Below are 23,181 nucleotides of genomic sequence, written 5' to 3'. Positions count from 1 at the left end.
AATGTTACACATGGAAAATGCGTCAAAATCTATCGGAATCGTACTATCAGGTGGCGGTTCTAAAGGAATTGCACATGCAGGTGCTTTGCAATTTTTAACCGAGCAAGGAATACATCCTTCTTGTATTGCTGGAACAAGTGCTGGTGCCATAGTTGGCGGATTATTTGCTTTTGGGAAAACGCCCGAAGAAATTTTGGAATTTTTCAAGTCGATTTACTTTTTTCATTGGAAACATTTTACTTTCAAAAAAGCAGGATTGATTGATTCGGAATCCTTCAAAAGTTATTTTGCAGAAATTTTAGGTGATGTCACTATTGGTGATTTAAAAATTCCAGCTTACATCACGGCAACCGATTTGGTTAAAGGAAAACTGAAAATTTTTAATTCCGAAACAAAAGTTATTGATGCTATTTTAGCTTCATCCTCTTTTCCAGGAATGTTATCACCATATGAAATCAGTAAGAAATTATATAGCGATGGTGGTATTTTGAATCATTTCCCAACCGATATTTTACAAGGAAGATGTGATTATTTGATTGGTGTTTATGTGAGTCCAATTCAAAATATCGAATCCAAAGATTTAAAATCGATAAAATCTGTCACCAGTAGAGCCTTTGATTTGTTGTATGCGAATTATAATTATCAAAAATTCAATTTGTGCGATTGGGTTATCGAACCTAAGGAATTAGCCAATTTTAGTACGTTTGAAACTAGTAAAACTAAGATGGATACCATTTTTGAAATCGGCTACAACGAAGCAAAAAAATCGTTTCAGGAATTAAATTTATAATTATTCGAACATTTTTTCTAGAAAAAACCGATTTAACTATATTTGCACCAAAATAATACAACACGATGAAGTACAAAAGAATTCTTCTAAAATTAAGTGGTGAAGCTTTAATGGGCGATAGACAATATGGTATTGACCCACAACGCCTTGCAGAATACGCACAAGAAATCAAACAAATTCACGATAAAGGAGTTGAAATTGCCATTGTAATTGGCGGTGGAAACATTTTTAGAGGTGTAGCTGGTGCAAGCAACGGAATGGACAGAGTGCAAGGAGATTACATGGGAATGTTAGCCACAGTAATCAACGGAATGGCATTACAAGGCGCTTTAGAAGAAGCTGGAATGCAAACGCGTTTACAAACCGCTTTAAAAATTGAAGCTATTGCTGAACCTTACATAAAAAGAAGAGCTACTCGTCATTTAGAAAAAGGAAGAATTGTTATTTTTGGTGCTGGAACTGGAAATCCGTACTTTACAACAGATACAGCAGCAGTTTTAAGAGGAATTGAAGTAGGTGCTGATGTAATTTTAAAAGGAACTCGTGTAGATGGTGTTTACACTTCGGATCCAGAAAAAAATGCAGATGCTGTTAAATTTGACTTTATTTCGTTTGAAGATGTATTAGCAAAAGGATTAAATGTAATGGATACAACAGCTTTTACATTGAGTCAAGAAAATAAATTACCTATTATTGTATTCGATATGAATAAAGATGGTAACTTATTAAAAGTATGTGAAGGTGAAACTATTGGAACAACCGTTACCATATAATTAAAGTACGAAGTAAAAATATAGAGCGATGACAGAAGAAATTAATTTTATTTTAGACAGTGCAAAAGAAGCTATGAATGGTTCGATTGCTCATTTAGAAAAAGAATTCTTAAATATTAGAGCTGGAAAAGCTTCTCCACAAATGTTAGGTGGTGTTTTTGTGGATTATTATGGTTCGCAAACACCTATTTCACAAGTAGCAAACATTAATGCTCCTGACGCAAGAACGTTAACCGTTACGCCTTGGGAAAAAAATATGTTAGGCCCAATTGAAAAAGCAATTATGATTGCTAATTTAGGGTTAAACCCAATGAACAATGGTGAAAACATCATCATTAACATCCCAGTTTTAACAGAAGAAAGAAGACGTGATTTAGTAAAACAAGCGAAACACGAAGCTGAAGAAGCAAAAATTGGTATCCGAAATCACAGAAAAGATGCGAATACGGATATCAAAAAAGAAGAAAAAAATGGAACCGCTGAAGACATCTGTAAAAAAGCAGAAGAAGATGTTCAAAAATTAACAGATGCGTTCATCAAGAAAATTGAAGAGCTTTTAGCCGTTAAAGAAGCTGAAATCATGAAAGTATAAATTTTAAATCCCGATTCGTAGTCGGGATTTTTTATTTTGAATATCTTTGTAAGAAATAAACCCTTCATGAAATACTTTTGGCTTTTTTTGTGCTTTTTCATTTCTCTTAGTTCTGTAGCACAAACCAAAATTAAAGGACAAGTTATCGACTTTGATTCAAAAGTTCCCATCGCTTTTGCTTCAATTTCTTATGATAATAAAAAATTCAATGCCGATTGGGAAGGGAAATTTACAATTGATGTAAAAGATATCAAAATTCCAGCAAGAATAAATTTTAAAGGATATTATGAAAAGACCTTTTATCCACAAAAGGAAATTCAATTCATTACAATTAAACTTGTTAACGATTTAAACGAAAAAAAAACAGAAATTTACACTGATATTGAAGTAAATAATATCATCAAAAAAGTAATTGAAAACCGAAAATTAAACGACCCTGAAAAACGTTTAGAAAATTTTCAATACAAAAATTATGAGTACGTTCAAGTAACGGCAAATCCAGACAGTATCTCCTCTAAAATAGATACCATTTATAAAAAAAGACTCCTTAGAAGTCCAATTATGAAATTGGATTCAACAAATTACAAATTCAAAAAATTTTCGGAAAAACAACATCTGTATCAAACGGAGAAAGTAAATTTAATACAGCACCATCAAAAACAAAATAAAGAAACCATTTTAGCCACAAGAATGGCAGGTTTTGAACAACCTATATATGAATACTTAGGGTTAAAACTTATTTCCTATTCAGTGTATGAAAATCCATTTGAAATTCTTGAAATTCCAGTTCAAAATCCGATATCTAACTATGGCAGAAGACTCTACAATTATAAGCTAATTGATACGGTTAAAATTGAAGGAAGAAGCTCTTATCGAATTTATTTTGAGCCTAAAAAACTGAACACAAACAGGTTAAGAGGACTACTTTATATAGATACCGAAAATTATGCAATCGCACAAGCCTATTTCAGAATTTATGGAGTAGTAAATATTAATGCAACCTATACATTTGACTATAAAAAAGAATTTGATATCTGGTTTCCAAAAAACCGAAAATTTAGAGTTTCAAAAGGCAATAATCATGAAGACATTAAAATATTAGGAGGAACCATAAAATTTAGCTCTAGCCTAGAAGAAATTGAAAATAATAATGCCACAGATCATGCTTTTGTGGTCATTGAATCAACTCCTTTTGATATAGAAATTAATAAAAAAGTTGAAATTTCTAAACCAAGAGTAAAGATTGAAATTCCAGAGAATAGTTTAAAAAGAGATAACGAATATTGGTCCGTTTTTAAAAAGGACAGTTTAGATAAAAGAAAACTTCGGACCTATACTTCTATTGACAGTTTATCACTTTCCGAAAAAATCGAGCATAAAATATTTCTAGGTCGAAAAATTATTAATGGATATGTACCAATTTCTATATTTGATATTGACTTAAGAAGTATTGTAAAATATAATAATTTTGAAGGATTCCGTTTTGGCTTAGGCGCAGTAACCAATTCGAAATTATCTGATAAATACAAAGTAGCTTTTTATGGCGCTTATGGATTAAAGGATGACGAATTTAAATTTGGAATAACCCCTTCCTATCTAATTCACAATAATTCGGAAACTTGGGTAAGCGCTTCTTATACTGATGATATAAGCGAAATTGCTCAAACTAACTTTGTAACTGATTCACGAAGATTTAAAATCTATGATCCTCGACCAATAAATATTTCCACATTTTATAATAACAAGATGAGTTCGGCTTTTATTGAGAGTAAGTTTTTACCAAAAACCTCAAGCTATTTTGGAATTTCTCATAATCAAATTCAGCCTCTTTTTGATTACACATTTATAAATGACGGAAAATCTTATACCAATTACACCATTACTGCATTACAATTAGCAATTCAATGGAATCCGTTCAGTAATTACATGCAAACACCTGTTGGAAAAATTGAATATGAAAAAAGACATCCAAAATTTTCAATTCAGTATACCCAAACATTACCCAATTTACTTGAAAATGATTTCGTTTTCTCAAAACTAGATTTCAAAACTTATTATGAATTGCCATTTTTGTCAGGTCAAAAAAGTTCGATTTTACTACAAACTGGTATAGCATTTGGCGATGTTCCAATTACACATTTATACAGTATTGTTCCCAATAATTTAAATAGAGATGCCATTCTTCAACGAATAACATTTGCAGGAAAAAACAGTTTTGAAACCATGTATTTTAACGAATTTTTCTCTAACAAATATGCGTCTTTACAATTAAAACATACTTTTAATAAAATTCGTCTTGGATACAAAATTAATCCTGAATTTACAATCGTAACCCGAATGGCTGTTGGTTCAAACAACAAAAATAATCAACACATTGGAATAGGATATAAAACCCTTGAAGACGGTTTTTTTGAAAGTGGAGTTGAATGTAATAAAATCTTCAAAGGTTTTGGTTTAGTTGCCTTTTACAGATATGGACCAAATCAATTAGCACATATAGACGATAATATTGCTGTAAAAATTTCTTATTATTTAGATTTAGGCTTTTAAAATTAACTTAAAAATTCCGCTCAACACCAATATTTTAAGCAATAATACTTACCTTTGCAGCCTAATTTTTGAGAGATGTTAAAGTGGTTAAGCACCAGTTTTTGGGATTATATTGCCAGTAGAATTTTAAGAAACCGCGTTTTTTTATTAGTTCTTATTTTACTATTTACTATTTTCATGAGTTTTCAGTGGAAAAACATGCGTTTTACCTTCACTGAAGCTAATTTATTACCCGATGATCATGAAGTAAACATTCAGTACAATTCTTTTTTAGAAAAATTTGGTGAAGAAGGAAATCTAGTTGTCTTAGGATTTAAAGACAAAACCTTTTTTAATGAAAAAAACATTAAAGCTTGGGAAAAATTCATTGCCGAAATAAAAAAGGATAAAGCAGTTGAACTTACCTTATCTATTGAAGATTTAAAAGTACTTGAGAAAGATACATTAGAACAAAAATTCAAATTAGTTTCTTTCATCAATAATGATAGTATTTCTGACACCTACTTAAAAGAAAAGGAAAAAGAGTTTTTCAACGATTTACCTTTCTATGAAGGCATGCTGTTCAATAAAGAAAGTGGTGCAGTGCGTTTTGCTATTTACATGGATAAAAAGATTGTAAATACTCCAGCAAGAAAACAGTTTATTGAAAAATATCTTAACCAAAACAGAATTAATGCCTTTGAAAAAGAAACTGGATTAGATCTTCGTGTTTCTGGAATGCCATACATTAGAACACTGAATGCTAATAGCATTATTAGTGAAATTGGATTGTTCGTTGGTGCAGCACTTGGAATTACTTCATTACTATTCTTTTTCTTTTTTAGAAGTTTCAGAGCTACCATGGTTTCCATGTTTGTGGTAATTATTGGAGTAATGTGGTCATTTGGAACGCTAGGTTTATTACATTATGAAATAACCGTTTTAACAGCAATTATTCCTCCATTAATCATTGTTATCGGAATTCCTAACTGTATTTTCCTTATTAACAAATACCAGCAAGAAATTAAAAATCATGGAAATAAAGCCAAATCCTTACAAAGGGTAATCTCTAAAGTAGGAAATGCTACTTTGATGACGAATTTAACTACTGCTGCTGGTTTTGGAACATTCATTTTTACAGATAGTAAATTATTGAAAGAATTTGGAATTGTAGCTTCATTAAACATTGTTTTCTTGTTTATACTTTGTTTAATTATCATTCCAATTGTTTACAGTTATATGCCAATGCCTAAAGAAAAACATTTAGCTCATCTTGGCAAAAACTACATGGCTACTTTCATGAATTGGATTGAAAATACAATTAGACATCACCGAATTGCCGTTTTTTCAACAGCCATTGGTATTTTAGTGATGGGAATTATTGGTATTTATCAAATTAAAATTTCAGGAAGTATTATTGAAGATATGCCAAAAAAGGCACCTTTTTACAAAGACATTTTATTTTATGAAAAAGAATTTGATGGTGTTATGCCATTAGAAATTGTTATTGATACTAAAAAACCAAAAGGCGCTTTAAAATCAGTAACATTAAAACGAATAGAAGAACTTCAAGAAACAATTGAAGAAATTCCTGAATTATCTAAACCTGTTTCTATTGTTAATTTAGTCAAATATTCAAAACAAGCTTACTATAACGGAAATCCTGAATATTACGAATTACCTACCAAACAAGAAGAAGCTTTCATTTTATCGTACATAAAAAATTCGACAAAAAAAGGAAACGAGAATATGCTGAAAAGCTATGTTGATAGTACTGGGCAATATGCTCGTATTACAACTTTTATGCGAGATATTGGTACAGACAAAATGCAAAAAATTGAAGAACGTTTACAAGACAAAATCAATCACATTTTCCCGAAAGAACGCTATGAAGTTTCACTAACAGGAAAAGCTTATGTTTTTGAAAAAGGAACCCATTATTTAATTGACAATTTAGTACAATCGCTAATTTTTGCTATTGTTTTAATTTCGTTATTAATGGCATACATGTTCCGTTCTTTCAAGATGATAATCGTTTCATTATTACCAAACATATTGCCATTAGTAATGACTGCTGGATTAATGGGTTATTTTGGAATTCCAATTAAACCATCCACCATATTAGTATTTAGTATTGCGTTTGGAATATCAGTAGATGATACGATTCACTTTTTGGCGAAATACCGTCAAGAGTTAAAAGCTAACGATTGGAAAATAAAACGATCTGTTTACGCCTCTTTAAAAGAAGCTGGAATTAGTATGTTTTACACTTCTGTAGTGTTGTTCTTTGGATTCTCAGTATTTACATTATCTAGCTTTGGCGGAACTGTAGCATTAGGAGGATTGGTTGCTACAACGTTGCTTTTTGCAATGATTTCAAACCTAATCTTGTTACCAGCATTATTACTTTCGCTAGATAAAACCATTGCTAACCAACAAGAATTTTTAGAACCAACATTAGATATTTTAGCAGAAGATATTGAAGAAGAAAATTCAAACGAGAAATAGTATATTTGCATTATATAATACATAAAGAAATGAAACACTCAAAAGTTATAGACCTTTTAAACAGTACGAAAACACTACATGAAGTAACAGCAAAAGGTTGGGTTAGAACATTTAGAAACAATCAATTTATTGCGTTGAACGATGGTTCGACTATTCATAATATTCAGTGTGTGGTAGATTTTGAAAACACACCTGATGAAACCTTAAAAAGAATTACAACTGGAGCTGCAATTTGCGTTACAGGAACTTTGGCAGAAAGCCGTGGTGCTGGACAAAAAGTAGAAATTCAAGTAACAAAATTAGAGATTTTAGGCGATAGCGATGCGGAGAAATTCCCAATGCAACCTAAAAAACACTCGTTAGAATTTTTACGCGAAAATGCTCATTTACGTGTTAGAACCAATGCTTTTGGGGCTATCATGCGTGTGCGTTCAACGTTAGCATTTGCAGTACACCAATATTTCCAAGAGAAAGGATTTTTCTATGTGAATACACCAATCATAACAGGTTCTGATGCTGAAGGTGCTGGAGAAATGTTTCAAGTAACTTCTTTGCCAATCGATGGTTCGGCTCCAAGAAACGAAGACGGAAGCATCAACTACAAAGAAGATTTCTTCGGAAAACAAACGAATCTAACCGTTTCTGGACAATTAGAAGGAGAAACTTTTGCAATGGCTTTAGGTCAAATTTATACTTTTGGACCAACATTCCGTGCGGAGAATTCAAACACTTCTCGTCACTTGGCTGAGTTTTGGATGATTGAGCCAGAAGTTGCTTTCAATGATTTAGCGGATAACATGGATTTGGCAGAAGATTTCATCAAATACGTTATCAAATATACCGTTGATAAATGTGGCGATGATTTGAAATTCTTAGAAAGTAGATTGTTAGAAGAAGAAAAGTCAAAACCTCAAGCAGATAGAAGCGAAATGACGCTTTTGGAAAAATTAAGTTTCGTATTAGATAACAACTTCAAACGTGTTTCTTATACAGAAGCTATTGATATTTTAAAAGATTCAACTCCAAATAAAAAGAAAAAATTCCAATATATCATTAACGAATGGGGTGCTGATTTACAAAGTGAGCACGAACGTTTCTTAGTAGAAAAACACTTTAAATGTCCGGTAATTTTATTTGATTATCCAGCAAAAATTAAAGCGTTTTACATGCGTTTGAACGACAACACTGAACCAGGTAAAGAAACCGTTAGAGCAATGGACATCTTATTCCCAGGAATTGGAGAAATCGTTGGAGGTTCGCAAAGAGAAGAACGTTACGATGTATTAGTAGAAAAAATGAAAGCCTTAGGAATCGACGAAGAAGAACTTTGGTGGTATTTAGACACTAGAAGATTCGGTTCGGCTGTTCACTCTGGTTTCGGATTAGGTTTTGAAAGATTAGTGCTTTTTGTAACGGGAATGAGTAACATTAGAGATGTAATTCCTTTCCCAAGAACACCACAAAACGCAGAATTCTAAGCCGCAATATTTTGCCACAAAGACACTAAGGCACGAAGATTTAAAAATGCCTTGTAAAAATATATTATAAAAGCCAAAATCATTTATTAAAGCCATTAAAAAAACACCTTATATGCCAAATGAAAAAATTGAACAAATTGCCAAAATTATAGTAAATTCTGCTTTTAAAGTTCATAAAGAATTAGGACCAGGTCTATTAGAAAAAGTATATGAAGCCTGTTTAGTTTATGAAATTACTAAAGCAGGTCTTGAAGTGAAACGTCAGGTGGAAGTGCCAATTATTTATGACGGTGTAACTCTTAAAGAATATTTGAGATTGGATATCATAGTAGAAAATTCAATTATAATTGAAGTTAAAGCAGTTGATATTATAAATCCCGTTTGGAATGCTCAAATCATAAGTCACTTAAAACTGACTAACAATGAATTGGGATTTTTAATTAATTTTAATGTTCCACTTATTAAAAATGGTATAAAAAGATTTATTAATTCAAAATAATTAAAAAAAACTTGGCGTCTTAGCGTCTTTGTGGCTGATGCCAAAATTAGTGCCTTATTATGTTAAAACACAGTTTACAATTCAAATTATCTCAAAAATTATCGCCTCAACAAATTCAGTTGATGAAGTTAATTCAATTGCCTACGCAAGCTTTTGAGCAACGTCTTCAAGAAGAATTAGTGGAGAATCCTGCTTTGGAAGAAAGTAGCAAAGAAGATAATTACGATTTGGATGATTATGGAAGTGATACTGATGATTACGACGATTACGACAACGATCACATCGATACAGGCGACATCAACATTGACGAATATTTAAGCAATGACGAAACGCCAGATTATAAATACCAAACCAACAATTACAGCGATGACGATGAAGACAAAACGATGCCCTTTGCGGCTCCAGTGAGCTTTCATCAAGATTTAATCAATCAGTTGAATACTTTTATTTTAACTGATGAGGAACGTGACATTGCTGAATTTTTAGTAGGAAGCATCGACGACATGGGTTATATCAGACGCACAATTCAAGATATTGTTGATGATATGGCTTTCACTCAAGGTATTTATACCGATGAAACTACAGTTGAACGTATTTTGCATTTGGTACAAGAATTAGAACCAGCTGGAGTTGGAGCACGCGATTTACAAGAATGCTTGTTGCTGCAATTAAAACACAAAACGCCTTCGGATTCAATTTCTTTGGCTATTAATGTAATTGAACAACAATTCGATGCTTTTACCAAAAAACATTACGATAAATTATTGCAAAAGTTTGACGTTTCACAACAACAACTACGCAAAGCTATTGACGAAATTGAAAAACTAAATCCAAAACCAGGAGGAAGTTTTGATGGTAATCAAAAAGCAGTTGAACATATTGTTCCCGATTTTACGATTCGAATTATCGATGGCGAATTAGAACTTTCCTTAAACGGAAGAAACGCACCAGAATTGCACGTTTCTAAAGATTATCAGGAAATGTTGCAGAGCTACAAAGACACTTCTGAAAAATCGAGTTCGCAAAAAGATGCGGTACAATTTATCAAACAAAAATTAGATTCGGCAAAATGGTTCATTGATGCGATTAAACAGCGCCAGGAAACCTTATATGTTACGATGAATGCCATTATGCATTATCAAAAAGAATATTTTTTAGAAGGAGAAGAAACCAAACTTCGTCCAATGATTCTAAAAGATATTGCCGATATGGTAGGATTAGATATTTCAACGGTTTCTCGTGTAGCCAATAGCAAATATGTTGATACGCCATACGGAACAAAACTAATCAAAGAATTCTTTAGCGAATCTATGACAAACGATCAAGGGGAAGAAGTTTCGACTATAGAAATTAAAAATATCTTACAACAAGTTATTTCGGAAGAAGATAAAAGAAAACCATTGCCAGACGATCAATTAGCAGAAATTTTAAAGGAAAGAGGTTATCCAATTGCCAGAAGAACCATCGCAAAATACCGCGAACAATTAGACATTCCGGTGGCGCGATTAAGAAAGAAAATCTAATAAGATGGATTTAAAAAAAATATTACCTGTTTTCTCCTATATTTTTCATCCCATATTTGTTTCTTTATATGGGACTTTGTTTTTCTTTTTAATTGCCAATTCTTTCTTTTACAACTCACAAATTATCGTAACGTTAATTCAAGTAACGATTCTGACTTTGTTATTGCCTTTATCGATGTATTTTTTATTTCGATCATTAGGCGTTGTTTCCTCTTTTACCGAAGCCAGCATAAGCGAAAGAAAAATGCCAATTGCAGTTCAAGCTGTTTTATTATTTGTATTGATAAAATTCAGTGTTTCAAGAGATACAGTTGCAGAGTTGTATTTCTTTTTTCTTGGCGGATTTTTAAGCAGTGTAATCGTTTTAGCGAGCGTCATTTTAAAATTCAAAGCCAGTTTACACATGATTGGAATTAGCGCCTTAACATGCTTTATTTTTGGTTTGAGCATGTATTACCAAATGCCTTTTGTAAATCTTGTTGCCTTTTGTATTGTTTGTATGGGATTAGTTGCTTCCTCCCGACTATACATGAAAGCGCATACCTATCCTGAACTTATTGCAGGAATAATTATTGGAGCTGGACCACAAGTGTATTTGTATCAGTATTGGTTATAATACCTTGATGATTTTTATAAACTATACTTTTATTAAAGTAATGTAACTTTTTATTTTTTTAATTTTAACATCACCGTAATTAGTAACAAAAATCTCATCTAATTTATTAGATAATAAACATGTAATAATTATTGATTTTCCTGATCTCATTTTTTATCTTACCATAAAAATAATTTTCAAAAGGGAAATTTATTAATCTGCTTCTAAAAATTCGATTAGGTGACATGAAAAAAATAATTTCTTCAATGTCATTTTTATTCAAAAGCAAAATATCATTAACCCCTTGTCACTTTATAAAATCTGGCTCGAAATAATAAACATATCCTCTATTAAATTTATAATAATTATAATGAACAATACAAGTTGGCAACAGAAACAACAAAATGAAGGTTAATATAAGAATAATTTGAACATTTTGTTCAATAGCATCTTTAAAATAAAAAAAGAAAAAGAGGTAAATAGCTAAGAATAAAAGCAAATCAGACAACATTTTAACATTAGAATAAAATGTTGTTTTATACATAGTTTTGCGCCTTAATTTATCCAATTTTACTATAATTTAATTACAAAATATAAAACATCAAACCAATTTTCAACGACGTCATATTGTTTTCAGCAGCGGTTTTATCTTTGTCAAAATAAGGATTTAAACCATAATGAATGTAAGCATTCCAAGTGTTAAATCCGAAAGTTAAATACGTTGCGTACTGAAATTTATTCAACAAATCATTTATATTTTCAGTTCTAGGACCTAAATCTCCTTCATATTTAAACTTACCATTGATTAAATAACTTGCCATAACTCCCCCATAAATTCTCCAAAATTTATGACTATTTGGAGTAGCATTTCTCCAACGAATTTCTAAAGGAAAATCTAGATAATGTAATAGAATTCTACTTTTAACAATCTCTGAGGATGTATTATCAGAAATAGAAGAAAAATCAATATTCTGCTTTAAATCATTAAACGAGTATCCAATTCCTGGTGCAATTGCCCAACGTCTATTTTTAGATATAGGGAAATCTCTCAAAAAACCACCTGATAATCCTGTTGAAAAAGAATACTGACTAAAATTAGTCGGTGATTTTCGTAATACGTTATATGATACTGAAATATAAAATTGATCTTCTCTGAATAATGAATCAACCACAGTTAGAGGTTCAGTTTGTGAAAAACTAAAATTAAAAACTAGTACAAAAAGAAGAGGAAAAAAACGCATTCTATTTTTTTTATAAAAATAATAAAAAAAGGTACGCAATTGCGTACCTTTTTTTATTTTAAATAAATCCTATTCAACAGGATTTCCTTTTGCTGTAGTATAATTTACTTTTAATTGCTCTATTTTACGCAATTCTAATTTGATAGCACTTACTAATCCCATTTTTACATTTCTGTCAATTTTCAAGGATGCTGTAAGATATTTTTCATCTTCAGAGTTACGTTGTGCTCTTTCAGTAATTACAAAGTTTCTGATTTCTGAAGGCGAAGCCATTTTATCAGCTAATTGAATACGATCTGAACCGCCAAGAGTTGCTCTATATCTTTCACTAGGTTTACCAGCGTAAATATACATTACAAACTCTTTCTTGTGCAACTTAGCAGTTTGATTTGCTTTTGGTAAAGTATTTTCAATTTTTAAATCAGTATCCTTCATTGTAGTTGCTGTCATGAAGAAGAACAAAAGCATAAATACAATATCAGGTAAAGACGCTGTTGAAATTGCAGGAGTTTCGCCTGTAGTTTTCTTTTTAAATTTAGACATACTTTCTTAATATTATATTGTTATTTTTTAGGTTCAGCTTCTGAAAGTCTCATTGGAAACAACTCCTGAATCTTTTTAACTTTTGGTTCTAGATCTTCAACTAAACCTTCAGTTGCTTTAGAAGCAGGATCATTAAAAATATAATCCATCTCCGTAAAAGACATTCCAAATCGCTTCTTACATTCTCTATCTCTTAAAAAATTATATGCAGCTACAAGTTCATTTTGAACTGCAATATATGTTTCATAAGAAGTTTGCCCGTCATTATTTAATGAAATCACAGCATCCTCAGGACTATCTGAAGAATTTGGATCTTTTTTACCATTACAATAAGTACATGTCCCTTTACCATTATTCTCTAAGAAATCAATAGCAGTTTGTCTTAAATCTTTTATGTCAACCAATTTTTCTTCTACAAGTAACTGATTATCTTTATTTACTAAAACTGTTAATATATTTCTTTCATTAATTGGTGGTACAGGAGGATTCTCTTCATAACGAGGCAAAAGTCTATTAATCCCTTGGTCAACACCAATAGTGGTAGTAACTAAGAAGAAAATTAAAAGTAAGAATGCAATATCTGCCATAGAACCAGCATTCACTTCTGGCGGTGCACCTCTTTTTTTACCCATGATGATTATTTTTTAAATTTAGAAAAACCAGTCCATCCTAGTACAGCAACCGAAATAAAAGCAAGAATGTAAAATGTATTCAAACTTGTACTAATTAATTTAGAAGCGAATGAAGAAATAACTCCACCATCTTTTAATTTAACTTCAGTACTGTCAGCTAATATAAAAGCAATTAATATAACTGCTGCAAACAATCCCATCGAAATAAGAGCTCTTCTTAACTGATCTTTGTGTGTAATTAAGTTTTTAAATACAAAATAAACCACAGAAAAGAAAGCAACAGCCATTGCTAAATAAGATATATATATAAAGTAATCTACAATATAGGAATTATTATCCATAGATACTTCCATACCCAATGTAGATACGAATAATATCGAAGCAATAACACCAATTATAATTACTAAAATTTTTGAAATTTTGTATACGTTCATAACAACAATTTGTTAATGTATTATTTGTTTAATTTCTCTTTGAAGTAATCTGACAACATATCAACTAAGCTGATAGAAGCATCTTCCATATCATTAACGATAGAGTCGATTTTAGCTGTAATATAATTGTAGAATACTTGAAGAATCATCGCTACGATAAGACCAAATACCGTTGTTAATAACGCTACTTTAATACCTCCAGCAACTAATGATGGCTCCATAGATCCTGCTGACTCAATTTGGTCAAACGCAACAATCATACCAATTACCGTACCTAAGAATCCTAACATCGGTGCAAGTGCAATAAATAAAGAAACCCATGATACGTTTTTCTCTAATTGACCCATTTGAACACCACCGTAAGCAACGATAGATTTTTCAGCAGACTCTAATCCATGTGAAGAACGCTCTAAACCTTGATAGAAAATAGATGCAACAGGACCAGCTGTATTTTTAGCCACTTCTTTAGCAGCTTCAATACCACCATTATTTAATGCTGTTTCAACTTCAGAAACGAATTTTTTAGTATTGATAGTTGAAAGATTTAAATAAATAATTCTTTCAATAGCAATTGCTAAACCTAAAATTAAACACAATAATACTGGTGACATCCAAATAGGATCTCCTTCAATAAAACGTTTCTTCATAGATTGAGTAAAAGTAGCTTCTTCAGCTACAGCCTCATCAGTTGCCGTAGTAGCTTCATCGTTTGTTGCTTGTGTTGCTGTTGTATCAGCTACTTGTTCTGTAGCAGGAGCTGCTGCTTGTGTTGAATCTTGAGCTTGAACATTTCCAAAAGTCATAAGCCCCGTGATTGCTAAAATAGAAAATAATCTTTTCATCGCTTTTGTTCTTAAATTTAATTAGTTAATTGGGTTTAAAGATATAAAATATTTATAAAAATTTTAAAATTAATATCATTCTGCAGAGAGGAAGGGATTCGAACCCTCGATACCCTTTTGGAGTATACACACTTTCCAGGCGTGCGCCTTCGACCACTCGGCCACCTCTCTATCGAAACGATACTCGATTTTAAGGGTGCTAAATAACGTAAAAAATCTCATCTATAAAAATTTTATACGTTATTTTTACAACATTTCTCCTCTGATTCCTGTTTCAAAAATAGTCTTGAACACATTAATTGATACTTTTTGACCTAACAAGTACATTAATTTAGTGATTGCCGCCTCAGTTGTTATATCTTTTCCTGAAATAACACCAATATTTTTCAACTGGGTGCTTGTCTCATAACTCCCCATAGCCACACTACCTCCACTGCATTGCGTTACATTAATAACGTGAATATTGTTTTTTATTGCCTTTTCGATACATCTTACAAACCAATCCTCTGTTGGAGCGTTTCCAGAACCATACGTTTCTAAAACTATTCCTTTTAAATTCGGAATTGCGAAAAAAGCAGTCAAAACCTTCTGATTGATACCAGGAAAAATCTTTAAAATCGCCACATTATCATCAAAATCAGTATGCACTTTTAGCTTTTTATTTGCTTTTTGTTTCAGAATAACGTCATAATTTACTTTCAAGTGTACACCAGATTCCGCTAGTTCAGGAAAATTAGGTGACGTAAAAGCATTAAAATGTTCGGCGCTGATTTTTGTCGTGCGATTTCCTCTGTATAATTTGTACTCGAAATACAAACACACTTCTTGAATTACCGGTTTTTTATTCTCTTGAAGCGAAGCTACTTGAATAGCCGTAATCAAATTTTCTTTAGCATCGGTTCTTAAGTCGCCAATTGGTAATTGTGAACCCGTGAAAATTACTGGTTTTGCTAGGTCTTCCAACATAAAACTCAATGCAGAAGCGCTATACGACATCGTATCCGAACCATGTAAAACTACAAATCCATCAAATTTTGAATAATTTTCCTCAATAATTTTGGCCATTTTTTGCCAATTGGAAATATTCATATTCGACGAATCAATAGGAACAGCAAATGAAATAGTTTCAATTTGACAATCTAATAAATGTAATTCGGGAATTCTGCTTAACAACTCATTAAAATCAAAAGCTTTCAAGGCTCCTGTTTCAAAATCTTTTACCATTCCGATGGTTCCACCGGTGTAAATTAAAAGTATTTTTGGTTTATGAGATGTCATCAGTGTATTTCAATTTATTCACAACTGGATTGGCGTACATAGCTAAAAAACCTTCTCTCATGGTTTCGTTATCAGCATCAATTCGCATTTCTAAACGTCTTTCAAACAATTGACGTTCTTTTTCGTTGTACAAATGTTCAAATCGAGTTGTTTTGTATAAAATATCGTAAGCAATGAAGTTTGTTGGCCATAATTTATACGATTGTAAAATAGAATCATCAATTACTTGTGCCAAAGCTTGAATTTGCTTGTTATTGTTATCGTTTTCAGCAATAATTTTCTCGTATTCATTTTCTAAAACATCGCCTACATGAATGTGAATACGTTTCTTTTGCCCGATGATTCCACTTAATAACGTAATGAAATCTTCGTTTTTCTCCTTGATATATACTTCGTCTTTAGAAAGTGCGATTAATTGTGGCATTTTCAAAGCATCTGTTGGATCATATTCATACGAAATAGAAACCGGAACAATTTTTAATTTCTTGAAAAAGTTCATACAATTTGTTTCATCAGAAGCCATAGCAATCATTTTTAAAACACCTTGATGAGTAGCATCATTTCCGTCTTTTGTTCTTCCTTCACGCTGAGCAATCCAAACTGAACGATTTTCTTTAGACAATAAATGATACATGTATTCCGCCATCAACTTAGAACTTTGTAATAATTCTCTTGGTGATAAACCACGTTGAACAAGGAAGTTTCGATTTAATTTTGATAGTTTCAACAAGAAATCTTTTTGTACCAAATTATCTCCAATAGCAGAAGCCGTCATTACCAATCCATGATCAATCAAGGAAACATTCAATAAAGAGGTATCTAAAATAATATCACGATGATTAGAAATAAATAAGTACGAAGTATTTGGTTCTAATTGCTCAAAACCCGAAGTTGTAAGTCCTTCCGAACTTCTTTCTAAAACTCTTTGTATGGATTGATAAACAAAATTTACTTGGAAATCGCGAATAGAATGCGTTCTACTCAATTGTTCTTTCCAAACTTCATCTTCTAATTCTGGAAACGTAAAATCCATCATAGCCTTCATCATAGGATGATGCAACAAAGACTTTAAAGCTTCGTTTACTTCAGAATCATAATAAGGGCGAATAGAATCGAACTTTGTCATATTTATTTTGAAAACAATTCACAAAAGAACAAAAATTTTATGAATTGAAACTTTATTTTAGGTTAAATTCCGAAAATTTGTTTTGAGTTTTCTGAAGTAATTCTTGCAATTTCCTCAACAGGCAACTGATAAATTTCGGCTAACTTTTGAGCTACCAATAAAGTATAACTGCTTTCATTTCGTTTTCCACGATATGGAACTGGTGCTAAATATGGCGAATCGGTTTCTAAAACAATGTGTTTCAAATCGATTTCATTTAAAAATTGGTCTATTTTTCCGTTTTTGAATGTGGCAACTCCACCTATTCCGAGTTTCATTCCTAACGAAATCGCTCTTTGGGCTTGACCCAAATCACCGGTAAAACAATGAAATATACCGAATAAATCATCCGATTTTTCACTTTCTAAAACTTCGAAAACCTCATCAAAAGCATCACGACAATGAATGTTGATTCCTAATTTGTGCTTTTTTGCTAGTTGAATTTGGTGCTTGAAAGCGTGTTGTTGTTCTTTCAAAAAGGTTTTATCCCAAAACAAATCGATTCCAATTTCGCCAACAGCATAAAATTTTCTCGAAGCTAATTCATTTTCTACATGCGCCAATTCTTCCAAGTAATTTTCCTTCACATATGTTGGATGTAAACCCATCATTAGAAACACATTTTCGGGATATTGGCTCTCTAATTCGTACATTTTGGATGTGTAATTAGAATCGATAGCAGGAACAAAAAAACGAGAAACGCCAGCATTAATGGCTCTTTGCATCATTTCGTTGCGATCTAAATCAAATTCTTCTGAATATAAATGAGTGTGTGTATCGGTAAGTATCATTTGTGTTTTTGATTACAAAGCTCCAAAGTTACAAAGTTTGATTCAGAAATTTGATTTACTTTTGAACTATGGAAGATTTACAAGATTTTTTAAAAGGGAAAAAATATAAAAAAATAAAGTTTACGGTACTGAAAACCCAACATTTATTAATCAAAGGAAAGATAAATGGCGTAAAAGGCAACTTTATTTTAGACACCGGAGCGAGTAACAGTTGTGTTGGATTTGAAAGTATTGAACATTTCAAATTAGACGCCCAATTTTCAGAAACCAAAGCAGCTGGAGCTGGAGCTACTGGAATTGAAACCCAATTAGCTAAAAACAATGAAATTCAATTAGGCAGATGGAAAAACCACAAATTCCACTTAATTGTATTTGATATGAGCCACGTAAATGATGCGCTTCGTCATTACAAAACCAAACCAGTTGATGGTATTATTGGTGCCGATATTTTACTAAAAGGAAAAGCAATTATTGATTATAGCAATCATTGTTTGTATTTGAAATAACTAATTCGAATGATATTTCTTCAGTGTTCGATAAGCTAAAATCGTGCTAATCAACATGAAAATTCCACCTAAAATAAAGGGCGCTCCTGGAAATAAAAAAGGCGCTTCATCGTGAGTAAAATAATAAAAAACGGATGCCATCATCGGTGGACCTACAATTGAAGAAGCACTCATTAAACTAGTTAAAGTTCCTTGAATTTCGCCTTGTTCTGACGGAGGTACTTGTTCAGAAACTACAGCTTGTAAGGCTGGTCCAGCAATTCCTCCTAAACAGTAAGGAATTAAGAAAACAAACATCATCCAGCTTTCAGTGGCAAAAGCGAATAAGAACATTCCGATAGTATATAACGCTAATCCGAAATAGATACTTTTTACATTTCCAATTTTTGGATTGATCCAACGAATCAATCCTCCTTGAACAATTCCGACTAATAATCCGATGACTCCTAGAGAAATTCCTACCATTTTTTCTGTCCAATTAAATTGGTACATGGTGAAATAATTCCAGTTGCTTTGTACCGCATGAGAACCAACATAGAGAACAAAAATAGCTAGAACTAAACCAATCAAATTTGGATATTTTTTCAAATGTAATAAAGCTCCGATTGGATTGGCTCTTTTTAATTCGAATGCTCTTCTTTTGTCCTTATCTAAAGATTCTGGAAGAATAAAATAGCCGTATAGAAAGTTTAACATACACAAAATAGCGGCTGCAATAAAAGGAATTCTTGTTCCAAATTGTCCTAACAAACCTCCTAAAACCGGACCAATAATAAATCCTAATCCGAATGCCGCTCCCATCAATCCAAAATTCTTAGCTCGATTTTCATTTGTACTCACATCGGCAATGTAAGCAGAAGCAGTGGTAAAACTTGCTCCAGTAATTCCAGATAAAATTCTACCAATAAATAACCAAGTAATTGTGGGCGCAAAAGCTAACAATAAAAAATCTAAAGAAAAAGCAAACAAAGAAGTTAACAATACCGGGCGTCTTCCATATTTATCACTTAAATTTCCTATGACTGGAGCAAAAATGAATTGGGTAATCGCATAAGCGAAAGTTAACCAACCACCATATTTTGCTGCTTCGCTAATATCGCCATTGATTAGTTCTTTGATTAAATTTGGGATTACAGGAATAATAATTCCCCATCCAATAACATCTAACAAAACGGTAATAAAGATGAAACCAACGGCTGCTTGCTTCTTAGATTTTTTCATAGCTAAATTTTGACTTACAAAGTAAAGAAAAATCCCAAACTCTTTTGAAGTTTGGGATTTAATATTGTCTAATTTATTATTACTTAACTAATTTCAACCAAATGAAATCATTCCATCCTTCTATAAGTCTTGTAGGATCTTTCATTTTAGTTCTGTCTTGTTCTTCTATCGGAACTATTTTGTTGTTTTGAACCGTAAAATTGTAAACTCTTGGTTTTTTTTCATTTGAAAGAGTTACTTCTATTTTATAATTACCATCTTTTAAATCACTAAATTTTATTGCATCTCCATTTGGTTTGTCGATTGGTCTTAATGCACAATTAAATTCTTTCCAATCAGCACGTTCAACAATTGCTACGTTTTTATTTGGATCGTATTGTTTTGCAAATGGTTTACCATCTTTAAACATTTTCAAAGTCCAATCTACACTTATGCTTGTTTTATTAGCGTTAGAAGGATTTGGTTGTAAAATTTCATGATTTAAATAAAATCCAAAAATTAAGTTTCCAGATTCTGCATGTTGCATAAATGCGTAGTTACTCCAAGGTCCACGAGTAACAAAAATTTCATTTGTTTTTGCATAAGGATCATCGCTTACTATTTTAGCTAATTCAAAATCAAAAGTATAAAACATTTTATCTCCTGCATAAAAATCTAATCTGTAATTTCCAACTCCCCAATCTGTAATAAATGATTCTGACCATCCTACCCATTCACCATCACGTTGATAACGACTACTTGGCCAATTTAATTTTGTTTTTTTACCATCATCAAAAACTTGATCTCCTGAATATTCAAAATAATTCATGTATTGATTATCTTTAAATATTTTGATTTTCAAATATCCAGATTGATCAGCGAAGGCATGAACTTCTTTACCGTCTGCCGTTTTATGAGGAATAAAAGTAGCCGTATAGTTATCAATTCTTCCTGTGCTACTTCCTGTTCCATAAAGTAACGAATTGAAAGTAATAGCTGGAGTTTGTTTAAAAGTATTCCAATCTAACTTTAATGCTGCTGGTTCACCGCCTTTTTTCTTTTTACCTCCTTTGGTAATTTCTTTACCTTTTTCAATAACTTCAGATGCTTGTGAAGCTTGATTTTTAGCTTTACTAATCTTATTTAATAATTGTGCGTTACTACTACCAAATGACATTAGTAATAATCCAAATAATACTACTTGTTTTTTCATATTGACTTTAATTTTTTATGTTTATATTTAAGTATAGAATTTACTCTTTAATAATTTTTATTGTTCTTACTTCATTGTTAGAAATTACTTTCACCATATAAGTTCCTGCAGCTAAACCTGTAATATCTATTGAAATTTCATTGTTATTTACTGTTCTTGTAAAAACTTCTTGACCTAATAAATTATTTATAGAAACAGTAGTAATTTCATTATCTAATGACAGATTTAAAATATCTTTTACAGGATTTGGATAAAGCTTTAAATTTTTTATTGAGAATGATCCCGCAGAAAGCATTTGGGTGGTAAATGAACCTCCCGAAACCCTGTCAGATAAGGTAGCGCCACAATTAGATTGTACCCAAAAATAATAGGTAGTATTTGGTGTTAAATTATTTAAAACCGCAAAAGTCTCTGTCGTTGTTCCTGTAATTGCATTAGCCGAAAATGGGTCATTTACAATACTGTAAGTGTAAATATAACCATTACTTGGTGCAGGAATTGGTGCAGTCCATGCAATATTTACCAATGTTGACGATTCTGGATCAGTAAATAATTGCGTAGGAGCGTTACATTGAGATTGTGGATATGTGGTAAATGAGCCACCCGAAGCCCAATCCGTTTGTGTGTTACCACAGATAGATTTTACCCAAAAATAATAGGTAGTGTTTGGTAATAAATTGGTTAAATTCGCATAAGTCTCTGTCGTTGTTCCTGTAATTGCATTAGCTGAAAACGGATCGTTTACTGTACTGTAACAATAAACATAGCCATTACTTGGTGTAGGCACACCTTCTATCCATGCAATAGTATTTGTTGTAGAGGTTAACCCATCGTAATATATTTGCGTTGGTGCGTTACACCCAGATGCTGATGGATATGTGGTAAACGAACCACCAGAAGCCCAATCCGTTTGTATTTGTCCGCAATTAGATTTTACCCAAAAATAATAAGTAGTGTTTGGTGTTAAATTGGTTAAATTCGCATAAGTCTCTGTTGTTGATCCTGTGATTACGTCATCAGCAAACGGATCGTTTACTGTGCTGTAACAATAAACATAACCATTACTTGGTGCAGGAATCGGCGCTACCCATGCAATAGTATTTGTTGTAGAGGTTAACCCATCGTAATATATTTGCGTTGGTGCGTTACATCCAGATGCTGGATATGTGGTAAACGAACCACCAGAAGCCCAATTAGATTGTGTTGCGCCACAATTAGATTTTACCCAAAAATAATAAGTAGTATTTGGTGATAAACTATTTAAAGTCGCAAAAGTATTTGTTGTTGTTCCTGTGATTGCATTAGCAGAAAATGGATCGTTTACTGTGCTATAACAATAAGTATAACCATTGCTTGGTGCTGGATTTGGTGCCGTCCATGCAATATTATTTGAAGTTGAAGTTAAACCATCATAAAATAGTTGGGTTGGAACATTACAGCTTGCTATTGCAGCACATGTAATAGATCTTACTCTGTTTGTGTTTTGAGTTCCACAACTAGAATTGGCATTCAAATGGTATCTAACTACTCCAGAAGTTGTACCAGATAACCATGTTAAAGGAGTTAAACCACTAGCTAAAACCGTTGTCCCTGTAGCATTAGTTATGGTAATAAAGTCTGTGGAAACTGAACTTCTAAAAGTATATTGTTTATTTGACAAGACATTTACATTTGAATACTCTCCAGCATAAGCATCTGCAACGATTTGTTCTGAACTTCCAGTACAAGCAGGTGTAAAAGTTGCATCAGGATATAATCCATAAATTGCACCGTTACAAATTAACGCAGGTGGTGTAGTAAAACTACCACCCGAAACCCATACACCAGTTGTAGCTCCACAGTTAGAGCGTACCCAGTAGTAATAAGTCGTACCTGCCGCAACATTCAAATAGAGAGTAGTATTTAAGTTAGTTGTACTAAATAAGGTAGGAGTAGAATTTGCATTAGGGGCTATATTAGCTGTAACAATATAAATATCATAATGAGAAGAAGGCACTGGTGATGCCGCTGTCCAAGTCATTTTACAAGAATTGGATGTTATATTTGATA

At 32.1% G+C, this 23,181-nt stretch carries 21 protein-coding genes and 1 tRNA gene; 10 read left to right on the top strand and 12 right to left on the bottom strand.

From position 1 onward, the window contains the following. Positions 1-10: 10 nt before the first annotated feature. From Q0075_RS07070 to Q0075_RS07030, 9 genes are all read left to right on the top strand, one after another. Entirely contained in the window at positions 11-790 is a 780-nt protein-coding gene (locus Q0075_RS07070; protein ID WP_297868897.1) for a patatin-like phospholipase family protein, read from the top strand. A gap of 65 nt (positions 791-855) precedes the next feature. Further along, positions 856-1,563, top strand: a complete 708-nt coding sequence (gene pyrH / locus Q0075_RS07065) for a UMP kinase (protein ID WP_297868896.1) — start codon at positions 856-858, stop codon at positions 1,561-1,563. Positions 1,564-1,591: 28 nt separating this feature from the next. Further along, positions 1,592-2,155, top strand: coding sequence for a ribosome recycling factor (gene frr, locus Q0075_RS07060; RefSeq protein WP_297868895.1), 564 nt, complete (start codon positions 1,592-1,594; stop codon positions 2,153-2,155). A gap of 66 nt (positions 2,156-2,221) precedes the next feature. Then, on the top strand, positions 2,222-4,705 hold the full coding sequence (locus tag Q0075_RS07055) for a DUF5686 family protein (protein WP_297868894.1): 2,484 nt from the start codon (positions 2,222-2,224) through the stop codon (positions 4,703-4,705). 75 nt (positions 4,706-4,780) lie between these two features. After that, on the top strand, positions 4,781-7,192 hold the full coding sequence (locus Q0075_RS07050) for an efflux RND transporter permease subunit (protein ID WP_297868893.1): 2,412 nt from the start codon (positions 4,781-4,783) through the stop codon (positions 7,190-7,192). 29 nt (positions 7,193-7,221) lie between these two features. Then, the gene (gene asnS, locus Q0075_RS07045; RefSeq protein ID WP_297868892.1) at positions 7,222-8,670 is read left to right on the top strand and encodes an asparagine--tRNA ligase; all 1,449 of its coding nucleotides are present in this window, start codon (positions 7,222-7,224) and stop codon (positions 8,668-8,670) included. Positions 8,671-8,782: 112 nt separating this feature from the next. Further along, entirely contained in the window at positions 8,783-9,169 is a 387-nt protein-coding gene (locus tag Q0075_RS07040) for a GxxExxY protein (RefSeq protein ID WP_297868891.1), read from the top strand. 59 nt (positions 9,170-9,228) lie between these two features. After that, a complete protein-coding gene (rpoN, locus tag Q0075_RS07035) occupies positions 9,229-10,692 on the top strand; it encodes an RNA polymerase factor sigma-54 (RefSeq protein WP_297868890.1) in 1,464 nt (487 codons plus the stop codon). Positions 10,693-10,696: 4 nt separating this feature from the next. Then, positions 10,697-11,308: a hypothetical protein gene (locus Q0075_RS07030; protein WP_297868889.1), complete on the top strand. Its 612-nt coding sequence runs from the start codon at positions 10,697-10,699 to the stop codon at positions 11,306-11,308. Between the two features lie 563 nt (positions 11,309-11,871). Here the strand turns inward: Q0075_RS07030 and Q0075_RS07025 are convergent. The 9 genes from Q0075_RS07025 to Q0075_RS06985 form a co-directional block, all read right to left on the bottom strand. Next, positions 11,872-12,528, bottom strand: a complete 657-nt coding sequence (locus tag Q0075_RS07025; protein ID WP_297868888.1) for a porin family protein — start codon at positions 12,526-12,528, stop codon at positions 11,872-11,874. 69 nt (positions 12,529-12,597) lie between these two features. Continuing rightward, positions 12,598-13,071 (bottom strand): biopolymer transporter ExbD, encoded by a 474-nt coding sequence (locus Q0075_RS07020; RefSeq protein ID WP_297868887.1) that lies wholly within the window; start codon positions 13,069-13,071, stop codon positions 12,598-12,600. Positions 13,072-13,091: 20 nt separating this feature from the next. Further along, positions 13,092-13,703: a biopolymer transporter ExbD gene (locus Q0075_RS07015; protein WP_297868886.1), complete on the bottom strand. Its 612-nt coding sequence runs from the start codon at positions 13,701-13,703 to the stop codon at positions 13,092-13,094. Positions 13,704-13,708: 5 nt separating this feature from the next. Next, positions 13,709-14,137 (bottom strand): hypothetical protein, encoded by a 429-nt coding sequence (locus tag Q0075_RS07010; RefSeq protein WP_297868885.1) that lies wholly within the window; start codon positions 14,135-14,137, stop codon positions 13,709-13,711. Positions 14,138-14,157: 20 nt separating this feature from the next. Beyond that, positions 14,158-14,979, bottom strand: coding sequence for a MotA/TolQ/ExbB proton channel family protein (locus Q0075_RS07005; protein WP_297868884.1), 822 nt, complete (start codon positions 14,977-14,979; stop codon positions 14,158-14,160). A gap of 83 nt (positions 14,980-15,062) precedes the next feature. Beyond that, positions 15,063-15,150 (bottom strand) — tRNA-Ser (locus Q0075_RS07000). 75 nt (positions 15,151-15,225) lie between these two features. Further along, positions 15,226-16,257, bottom strand: coding sequence for an asparaginase (locus Q0075_RS06995; RefSeq protein WP_297868883.1), 1,032 nt, complete (start codon positions 16,255-16,257; stop codon positions 15,226-15,228). Further along, a complete protein-coding gene (locus Q0075_RS06990) occupies positions 16,244-17,383 on the bottom strand; it encodes a 1-acyl-sn-glycerol-3-phosphate acyltransferase (RefSeq protein WP_297868882.1) in 1,140 nt (379 codons plus the stop codon). Before Q0075_RS06990 ends, Q0075_RS06995 begins: the two co-directional genes overlap by 14 nt. 62 nt (positions 17,384-17,445) lie before the next feature. After that, positions 17,446-18,213, bottom strand: coding sequence for a TatD family hydrolase (locus Q0075_RS06985; protein ID WP_297868881.1), 768 nt, complete (start codon positions 18,211-18,213; stop codon positions 17,446-17,448). Positions 18,214-18,281: 68 nt separating this feature from the next. Here Q0075_RS06985 and Q0075_RS06980 point away from each other — a divergent pair, with 68 nt between their 5' ends. After that, complete coding sequence (locus Q0075_RS06980; protein ID WP_026724487.1) at positions 18,282-18,719, top strand: retropepsin-like aspartic protease; 438 nt, start codon at positions 18,282-18,284, stop codon at positions 18,717-18,719. Here Q0075_RS06980 and Q0075_RS06975 read toward each other — a convergent pair whose 3' ends face one another. The 3 genes from Q0075_RS06975 to Q0075_RS06965 form a co-directional block, all read right to left on the bottom strand. Further along, positions 18,720-19,940, bottom strand: a complete 1,221-nt coding sequence (locus Q0075_RS06975) for a TCR/Tet family MFS transporter (RefSeq protein WP_297868880.1) — start codon at positions 19,938-19,940, stop codon at positions 18,720-18,722. A gap of 79 nt (positions 19,941-20,019) precedes the next feature. Beyond that, on the bottom strand, positions 20,020-21,132 hold the full coding sequence (locus Q0075_RS06970; RefSeq protein WP_297868879.1) for a hypothetical protein: 1,113 nt from the start codon (positions 21,130-21,132) through the stop codon (positions 20,020-20,022). A gap of 40 nt (positions 21,133-21,172) precedes the next feature. Further along, positions 21,173-23,181 (bottom strand): fibronectin type III domain-containing protein (locus Q0075_RS06965; protein WP_297868878.1); only part of this gene is annotated, 2,009 nt, incomplete at its 5' end.

The organism is uncultured Flavobacterium sp., assembly GCF_937967675.1.
Taxonomy (GTDB): Bacteria; Bacteroidota; Bacteroidia; order Flavobacteriales; family Flavobacteriaceae; genus Flavobacterium.
The sequence above is the reverse complement of the archived record's forward strand: the minus strand, read 5'-3'. Positions and strand labels throughout refer to the sequence as shown.

What these genes read in the sequence shown, in the direction of transcription:
- Q0075_RS07025 (WP_297868888.1), bottom strand. Translation starts at nt 12,528, where the DNA reads ATGCGTTTTTTTCCTCTTCTTTTTGTACTAGTTTTTAATTTTAGTTTT.
- Q0075_RS07010 (WP_297868885.1), bottom strand. Translation starts at nt 14,137, where the DNA reads ATGAACGTATACAAAATTTCAAAAATTTTAGTAATTATAATTGGTGTT.
- rpoN (WP_297868890.1), top strand. Translation starts at nt 9,229, where the DNA reads ATGTTAAAACACAGTTTACAATTCAAATTATCTCAAAAATTATCGCCT.
- pyrH (WP_297868896.1), top strand. Translation starts at nt 856, where the DNA reads ATGAAGTACAAAAGAATTCTTCTAAAATTAAGTGGTGAAGCTTTAATG.
- Q0075_RS06970 (WP_297868879.1), bottom strand. Translation starts at nt 21,132, where the DNA reads ATGAAAAAACAAGTAGTATTATTTGGATTATTACTAATGTCATTTGGT.
- Q0075_RS06985 (WP_297868881.1), bottom strand. Translation starts at nt 18,213, where the DNA reads ATGATACTTACCGATACACACACTCATTTATATTCAGAAGAATTTGAT.
- Q0075_RS07015 (WP_297868886.1), bottom strand. Translation starts at nt 13,703, where the DNA reads ATGGGTAAAAAAAGAGGTGCACCGCCAGAAGTGAATGCTGGTTCTATG.
- Q0075_RS07005 (WP_297868884.1), bottom strand. Translation starts at nt 14,979, where the DNA reads ATGAAAAGATTATTTTCTATTTTAGCAATCACGGGGCTTATGACTTTT.
- Q0075_RS06980 (WP_026724487.1), top strand. Translation starts at nt 18,282, where the DNA reads ATGGAAGATTTACAAGATTTTTTAAAAGGGAAAAAATATAAAAAAATA.
- Q0075_RS06995 (WP_297868883.1), bottom strand. Translation starts at nt 16,257, where the DNA reads ATGACATCTCATAAACCAAAAATACTTTTAATTTACACCGGTGGAACC.
- Q0075_RS07070 (WP_297868897.1), top strand. Translation starts at nt 11, where the DNA reads ATGGAAAATGCGTCAAAATCTATCGGAATCGTACTATCAGGTGGCGGT.
- Q0075_RS07030 (WP_297868889.1), top strand. Translation starts at nt 10,697, where the DNA reads ATGGATTTAAAAAAAATATTACCTGTTTTCTCCTATATTTTTCATCCC.
- Q0075_RS07020 (WP_297868887.1), bottom strand. Translation starts at nt 13,071, where the DNA reads ATGTCTAAATTTAAAAAGAAAACTACAGGCGAAACTCCTGCAATTTCA.
- frr (WP_297868895.1), top strand. Translation starts at nt 1,592, where the DNA reads ATGACAGAAGAAATTAATTTTATTTTAGACAGTGCAAAAGAAGCTATG.
- Q0075_RS07055 (WP_297868894.1), top strand. Translation starts at nt 2,222, where the DNA reads ATGAAATACTTTTGGCTTTTTTTGTGCTTTTTCATTTCTCTTAGTTCT.
- Q0075_RS07040 (WP_297868891.1), top strand. Translation starts at nt 8,783, where the DNA reads ATGCCAAATGAAAAAATTGAACAAATTGCCAAAATTATAGTAAATTCT.
- Q0075_RS07050 (WP_297868893.1), top strand. Translation starts at nt 4,781, where the DNA reads ATGTTAAAGTGGTTAAGCACCAGTTTTTGGGATTATATTGCCAGTAGA.
- Q0075_RS06990 (WP_297868882.1), bottom strand. Translation starts at nt 17,383, where the DNA reads ATGACAAAGTTCGATTCTATTCGCCCTTATTATGATTCTGAAGTAAAC.
- Q0075_RS06975 (WP_297868880.1), bottom strand. Translation starts at nt 19,940, where the DNA reads ATGAAAAAATCTAAGAAGCAAGCAGCCGTTGGTTTCATCTTTATTACC.
- asnS (WP_297868892.1), top strand. Translation starts at nt 7,222, where the DNA reads ATGAAACACTCAAAAGTTATAGACCTTTTAAACAGTACGAAAACACTA.